The sequence below is a fragment of the Peterkaempfera griseoplana genome, from assembly GCF_001418575.1.
GTDB classification, from domain to species: Bacteria; Actinomycetota; Actinomycetes; order Streptomycetales; family Streptomycetaceae; genus Peterkaempfera; species Peterkaempfera griseoplana.
In genome coordinates, this window is record NZ_LIQR01000031.1 from 1 (window position 1) to 6,218 (window position 6,218).

Here is a 6,218-nt window from a genome sequence, read left to right on the forward strand (position 1 = left end):
CCAGGCGAGCAGGGCGCCCAGGGTGGGGGCGAGCTTGGCGTCGCCGAGTCCGAGGGGCGCGACCAGGGCCATGGCTCCGTAGAGGGCGCCCAGGGCCAGGGCGGCGAGCAGGCAGCGGATGAGGACACCCGGACGGCCGTCCGCCAGGGCGGCCGCGGCGAGCAGCAGCGCCGTACCGGCGAAGGCCGGGCCGGTGAGGGCGTCGGGGAGGCGGTGTTCCGCGGCGTCCACCAGGGCCAGCGCGACGCCCAGCAGGGCGGCCCAGCCCAGGGCGGCGGCCACGGGGGTGAATCCGGTGGCGGCCCCGAGCAGCGCCAGGGCGGTGGCGGCGGCGGCCTGGACCAGAGGCAGCCGCGGGGCGGCGGTGTGCCGGGCGACCACGCCGCGCAGTGCGGGTCCGGCCGCCAGTCCGGCGGCGGCTCCGGCCAGCGCCGCGGGAAGGTGCGTGAGTGACATGGCCGGCTCCCCCCGGTGACGTTCCGCAGTCTAAGCGCCACGGGTGAGATCAGGTCCACGTGGTGAACAACACGGGGCGGGGGTTGTGGACGGCCCGTAAAGTGAGCCGCATGCAGGTGATCCAGTCCAGCAAGCTCGCCAATGTCTGCTACGACATCCGCGGGCCGGTGCTCGACGAGGCGATGCGGCTGGAGGACAAGGGCCACCGGATCCTCAAGCTGAACACCGGCAATCCGGCGCTCTTCGGCTTCGAGGCTCCGCCGGAGATCCTTCAGGACATCCTGAGGAACCTGGCCACCGCGCACGGCTACGGCGACTCCAAGGGGCTGCTGGCCGCCCGGCGGGCCGTGGTGATGCACTACGAGGAGCGCGGTCTGCACGGGCTGACGGTGGAGGACGTCTACCTGGGCAACGGTGTCTCCGAGCTGATCCAGATGTCCATGCAGGCGCTGCTGGACGACGGGGACGAGGTGCTGGTCCCGGCGCCGGACTACCCGCTGTGGACGGCGTCGGTGAGCCTGGCCGGCGGTACGGCGGTGCACTACCGCTGCGACGAGCAGGCGGACTGGTACCCGGACCTGGCCGACATCGAGGCCAAGGTCACGGACCGCACCCGCGCCATCGTGGTGATCAACCCCAACAACCCCACCGGTGCGGTCTACCCGGTGGAGCTGCTGGAGGGGCTGGTGGAGATCGCCCGGCGGCACCGGCTGCTGATCTACTCGGACGAGATCTACGACAAGATCCTCTACGACGGCACCACCCACATCCCCACCGCCTCGCTCGCCCCCGACCTGCTCTGTGTGACCTTCAACGGGCTGTCCAAGGCGTACCGGGTGGCGGGTTTCCGCTCGGGGTGGATGGCGCTGTCGGGGCCCAGGAAGCACGCCACCAGCTATATCGAGGGCCTGTCGATCCTCGCCAACATGCGGCTCTGCGCCAACATGCCTGCGCAGCACGCGGTGGCGGCGGCGCTCGGCGGACGACAGTCGATCAAGGACCTGGTGCTGCCCGGCGGCCGGCTGCTGGCCTCCAGGGACGCGGCGTGGACGCTGCTCAACGACATCCCGGGGGTCAGCTGCGTCAAGCCCCGGGGGGCGCTGTACGCCTTCCCCCGGCTGGACCCCAAGGTCTACAAGATCAAGGACGACGGACAGATGGTGCTGGACCTGCTGCGGTCCCAGCACATCCTGGTGGTGCAGGGCAGCGGCTTCAACTGGCCGGAGCCCGACCACTTCCGCCTGGTGACCCTCCCCCGTCCGGAGGACGTCACGGACGCGGTGCACCGCATCGGGACCTTCCTGCAGGGGTACGCCCAGCCCTGACGGAGGCCTGTCGGTAATCGCTGCCACTGCGGCCCTCCCGCTGCGATGATGCGGACATCCGACGCACCCGCAGGAGTCGCCATGCCATGGACGCCCGGCCTCGAAGCCGACCGGCAGCGACGGCCCAGCATGAGGAAGCGCGAGCCGTGGCGCGGCGTGGCCGTCCCGCTGCTGGCGCTGGCGGTGGGCGCGGGTGTCGCAGCTACGGTCGCGCTCCGCTGGGGTGGAGCAGAGTGGCCCACGGCGATGACCGTGGCCTTGACGGCGGTCGCGGTCGGCTTCGCCGCGACGAAGGCCGGTGGCGGCAGACCCACCCAGGTCGTTGTGGCACTGCTCTGCGCCGCCTTCCTCCTGGTCGGCAGTGCGGCGCTGACCGACCAGGCGCTGGCCCGGCGGGGAGAGCAGGTGGAAGCGGTGGTGACGTCGGTACAGAGGAGTGCGGGCAGGGGCGACGCCAGGAGTTGCACCCTGCACCAGGTGGACGGCCGGAGCATCCCCCACTCCCTGAGTCCCTGCGACGGGTACCAGGTAGGGGACCGTCTGCAGGTGACGGTCGATCCGCTGGGCCGGCAGGCACCCGAGAAGGGGGGCCGCGACGATCTCGCCCCCGTGGGGGAGGCGGAGGTGGCGCTGAGCGCGCTCGCCCTGCTCGTCCTCGTTCTCGTGGGCTGTGCCCTGCGGTCCGCGCGCCGGGCCCGGAGCCTCCCCTTCACCATCAGGCCGCACTCGTCCTGACGTTCCGCATCCCGAGATCCGGCGCTCCACCGCCTGACTTCCTGCGGCGAACGATTTAGACTCAGTCCAAGTTAGGATGTACTCACCGTAAGGAGGGCGCCCATGTACGAGCCGATACGGCACAAGTCCGTGCACACCCTGCGGGAGCCCGCCACGGCCGCCGCCGCTGCGCCGCACCCGGCACGCCACAACAGCAGCGAGCACACCCCACCCGGCCCCGACCGCCCCGCCCACCTGCGGGACCAGCTCGCCGGCCACCTCACGGCACTGCTCACCGCCACCACCGAACTGCGCCGGGCCACCGCCGCAGCGCTGGAGGCGGACGGGTCCGACCAGGCGCTCGCGGCCCAGCAGACCGACCTGGTGGCGGCGGTACGCCACATCACCGAGCGCATCGGCGACCTCTCGCCCACCGGAGCCCGGCTGCGGCTGCGCCATCGGCCCGGCGCCGCCGCCGGCGGCACGCTCGCCGAGCTGCACGCCCACGCCCACACGCTGGCCGGGCGGGTGCTGGTGGTGGCCGCCGCCCAGCAGGACACCGCCACCGCGATGCTGGCGTGCCGGCGGATGGACGCCCATGACGCGGCCCGCCGGGCGCTGCGCGCCGGCTGACCGCCGCCCGCACGCCCCGCCCGTGGACACCGACGGCCGGAGTCCCGGTCCAGGCGATCCGTGGTCGGGGTGATCGCCTGGCCGGGGCTCCGGCCGTACGGTGCCGAGTCGGTGACGGGGCGTCAGCCCAGCCGCTCCACCAGCCTGTGGTACTCGTCCCACAGCTCGCTCGGCGTGTGGTCGCCGAAGAGCTCCAGGTGGGGCGGGATCAGCGCGGCCTCCTGCTTCCAGATGTCACGGTCGACGGAGAGCAGCAGCTCCAGGTCCTCCTGGGTGAGGTCGAGGCCCTTGAGGTCGAGGGTGTCCTCGGTCGGCAGGATGCCGATCGGGGTCTCCACGCCCTCGGCGGTGCCCTCCAGCCGCTCGACGATCCACTTCAGCACGCGGCTGTTCTCGCCGAAGCCCGGCCAGACGAACTTGCCGTCGGCGTTCTTGCGGAACCAGTTCACGTAGTAGATCTTCGGCAGCTTCGCCGGGTCGGCCTGCTTGCCCAGCTTCACCCAGTGGCCGAAGTAGTCGCCCATGTTGTAGCCGCAGAACGGCAGCATGGCGAACGGGTCGCGCCGCAGCTCACCCACGGTGCCCTCGGCCGCGGCGGTCTTCTCGCTGGCCACGTTGGCGCCCAGGAAGACGCCGTGCTGCCAGTCGAAGGACTCCGTGACCAGGGGGACGGCACTGGCGCGGCGCCCGCCGAAGAGGATCGCCGAGATCGGGACGCCGGCCGGGTCCTCCCACTCGGGGGCGATGGTCGGGCACTGCGCCGCCGGGACGGCGAACCGGGCGTTGGGGTGGGCGGCCGGGGTGCCGCTCTCCGGCGTCCAGTCGTCACCCCGCCAGTCGGTGAGGTGCGCCGGGGGCTCGTCGGTGAGGCCCTCCCACCAGACGTCACCGTCGTCGGTCAGCGCGACGTTGGTGAAGACGGTGTTGCCCCACAGGGTGTCGATGGCGTTGGAGTTGGTGTCACGGCCGGTGCCCGGCGCGACGCCGAAGAAGCCGGCCTCCGGGTTGATGGCCCGCAGGGTGCCGTCCTCGCCGAACCGCATCCAGGCGATGTCGTCGCCGATGGTCTCGACCTTCCAGCCCGGGATGGTGGGCTGGAGCATCGCCAGGTTGGTCTTGCCGCAGGCGGACGGGAAGGCCGCCGCCACATAGCGGGGGGCACCGGTCGGCGGGGTCAGCTTGAGCACCAGCATGTGCTCCGCCAGCCAGCCCTCGTCACGCGCCATCGTGGAGGCGATGCGCAGGGCGTAGCACTTCTTGCCCAGCAGGGCGTTGCCGCCGTAGCCGGAGCCGTACGACCAGATCTCCCTGGTCTCCGGGAAGTGCGAGATGTACTTGGTGGTGTTGCACGGCCAGGCCACGTCGGCCTCGCCGTCGGCCAGCGGGGCACCCACGCTGTGCACGGCGCGGACGAAGTCGCCGTCCTCACCGAGGTGGTCCAGCACGGCCCGGCCCATCCGGGTCATGACCCGCATCGACACCGCGACGTACGCGGAGTCGGTGATCTCCACACCGTAGGCGGCGAGCGGGGAGCCCACCGGGCCCATGGAGAAGGGCACCACGTACATGGTGCGGCCGCGCATGGAACCCCGGAAGACCTCGTCGAAGACGGCACGCATCTCGGCGGGCTGCTTCCAGTGGTTGGTCGGACCTGCGTCCTCCTCCTTCTCGGAGCAGATGAAGGTCCGGTCCTCCACGCGGGCCACGTCGCCGGGGTCCGAGGCCGCGTAGTAGGAGTTGGGGCGCTTACGGGGATTGAGCCTGGTGAAGGTGCCCTTCTCGACCAGCAGCTCGCACAGGCGCTGGTACTCCTCCTCCGAGCCGTCACACCACTCGACACGGTCCGGCTGGGTGAGCTCCGCGATCTCGTTCACCCAGGCCAGGAGTCGTTTGTGCTTGGTGGGGGCGGAGTTGTTGAGGGCAGAGTTCTCGTACGACACGATCGCTCCGTTTCACGCCGGTTCGTCATTGAACCGGCGTCGGGGTTGAGGGTTGTCGGCAGGGTATCCCCGCAGGACTCAATGCGACATACCACCCCTCACGTCGAAGGGGCTTCGGCCGTGACTTTCCGGTGATCAAACGGGCGACGAACCGGAAAATCCGCCGCATCGAAGGCATCCGACCGCGCTGCTTGCGGCGAAGGCACCGGCCGGGAAGTGACCATCGCCACGTTATACCTGACGGTAACCTACGGTCGCGTAGGTAGCATGTCGACCATGACTGCGGAGGACACCCCGAACCCCGCGACCGCCCCGGCGGACGCCACTCCCCCTGCCGCGTACCCCGCCACCGCGGAGCGCACCGCCGAACAGCTCGCCGGGCAGATCGGCGGGCAGGTCGCCGCGGCCGTACGCCCGCTCAAGCCCAAACTGCGCGGCTGGCTGCACGCGGGCATGTTCCCCGCCTCGGTGGCCGCGGGCATCGTCCTGATCTGCCTGGCGAGCACCCCCAGGGCCACGATCGCCTGCACCGTCTACTCGGTGTCGGCCTGGCTGCTCTTCGGCGTCAGCGCGGTGTACCACCGCTTCACCTGGGGGCCGCGCGGCGAAGCCGTGCTCCGCCGCCTGGACCACGCCAACATCTTCCTGATCATCGCGGGCACCTACACGCCCTTCACCCTGCTGCTGCTGCACGGCGGACGGCGCGAGGTGCTGCTCTGGCTGGTCTGGGCGGGCGCGCTCGCCGGGATCGGCTTCCGAGTCTTCTGGGTGGGTGCGCCGCGCTGGCTCTACACCCCCTGCTACCTGGCGCTGGGCTGGGCCGCGGTCTTCTTCCTGCCGGACTTCCTGCACACCGGCGGCGTGACCGTCCTGGTCCTGATCGTCACCGGCGGGCTGCTCTACAGCGTCGGCGGCGTGGTGTACGGCCTCAAGCGACCCGACCCGTCACCGCGCTGGTTCGGCTTCCACGAGGTGTTCCACTCGTTGACGCTGGCCGCCTTCATCGTCCAGTACATCGGAGTGTCGATGGTGGCGTACTCGGCGACCGCCTGAGGTCGTCCCGCCACGCCGGCGGGCCACAGCGGCCTCCCGCGCCCGCCGGCACCGCTCGCAGTGCTCCACCGACCGCCCCCCACCGGCCCCGGCAGCC

At 71.4% G+C, this 6,218-nt stretch carries 5 protein-coding genes and 1 pseudogene; 4 read left to right on the plus strand and 2 right to left on the minus strand.

The annotated features are described in order from the left end of the window. Nucleotides 1–456: pseudogene (locus tag AOK09_RS02290) on the minus strand (prepilin peptidase); the annotation flags it as partial. A gap of 110 nt (nucleotides 457–566) precedes the next feature. Between AOK09_RS02290 and AOK09_RS02295 the strand changes: the two are divergent. The 3 genes from AOK09_RS02295 to AOK09_RS02305 all read left to right on the plus strand — a co-directional run bounded on the left by AOK09_RS02295 (nucleotide 567) and on the right by AOK09_RS02305 (nucleotide 3,128). Next, the gene (locus tag AOK09_RS02295) at nucleotides 567–1,781 is read left to right on the plus strand and encodes a pyridoxal phosphate-dependent aminotransferase (RefSeq protein WP_055585388.1); all 1,215 of its coding nucleotides are present in this window, start codon (nucleotides 567–569) and stop codon (nucleotides 1,779–1,781) included. Between the two features lie 81 nt (nucleotides 1,782–1,862). After that, nucleotides 1,863–2,516 (plus strand): hypothetical protein, encoded by a 654-nt coding sequence (locus AOK09_RS02300; protein WP_055585389.1) that lies wholly within the window; start codon nucleotides 1,863–1,865, stop codon nucleotides 2,514–2,516. Between the two features lie 102 nt (nucleotides 2,517–2,618). Then, entirely contained in the window at nucleotides 2,619–3,128 is a 510-nt protein-coding gene (locus AOK09_RS02305) for an SCO4983 family protein (protein WP_055585390.1), read from the plus strand. Between the two features lie 122 nt (nucleotides 3,129–3,250). Here AOK09_RS02305 and AOK09_RS02310 read toward each other — a convergent pair whose 3' ends face one another. After that, nucleotides 3,251–5,068 carry a phosphoenolpyruvate carboxykinase (GTP) gene (locus tag AOK09_RS02310; protein ID WP_055585391.1) on the minus strand — a complete coding sequence of 606 codons (1,818 nt, stop codon included), beginning with the start codon at nucleotides 5,066–5,068 and terminating at the stop codon, nucleotides 3,251–3,253. A gap of 276 nt (nucleotides 5,069–5,344) precedes the next feature. Here AOK09_RS02310 and trhA point away from each other — a divergent pair, with 276 nt between their 5' ends. Further along, complete coding sequence (gene trhA / locus AOK09_RS02315; RefSeq protein WP_079062661.1) at nucleotides 5,345–6,121, plus strand: PAQR family membrane homeostasis protein TrhA; 777 nt, start codon at nucleotides 5,345–5,347, stop codon at nucleotides 6,119–6,121. Nucleotides 6,122–6,218 lie beyond the last annotated feature (97 nt).

Excerpts from the sequence above, each read along its gene's own strand:
- AOK09_RS02295 (WP_055585388.1), top strand. The coding sequence starts at position 567 with ATGCAGGTGATCCAGTCCAGCAAGCTCGCCAATGTCTGCTACGACATC.
- AOK09_RS02300 (WP_055585389.1), top strand. The coding sequence starts at position 1,863 with ATGCCATGGACGCCCGGCCTCGAAGCCGACCGGCAGCGACGGCCCAGC.
- AOK09_RS02305 (WP_055585390.1), top strand. The coding sequence starts at position 2,619 with ATGTACGAGCCGATACGGCACAAGTCCGTGCACACCCTGCGGGAGCCC.
- trhA (WP_079062661.1), top strand. The coding sequence starts at position 5,345 with ATGACTGCGGAGGACACCCCGAACCCCGCGACCGCCCCGGCGGACGCC.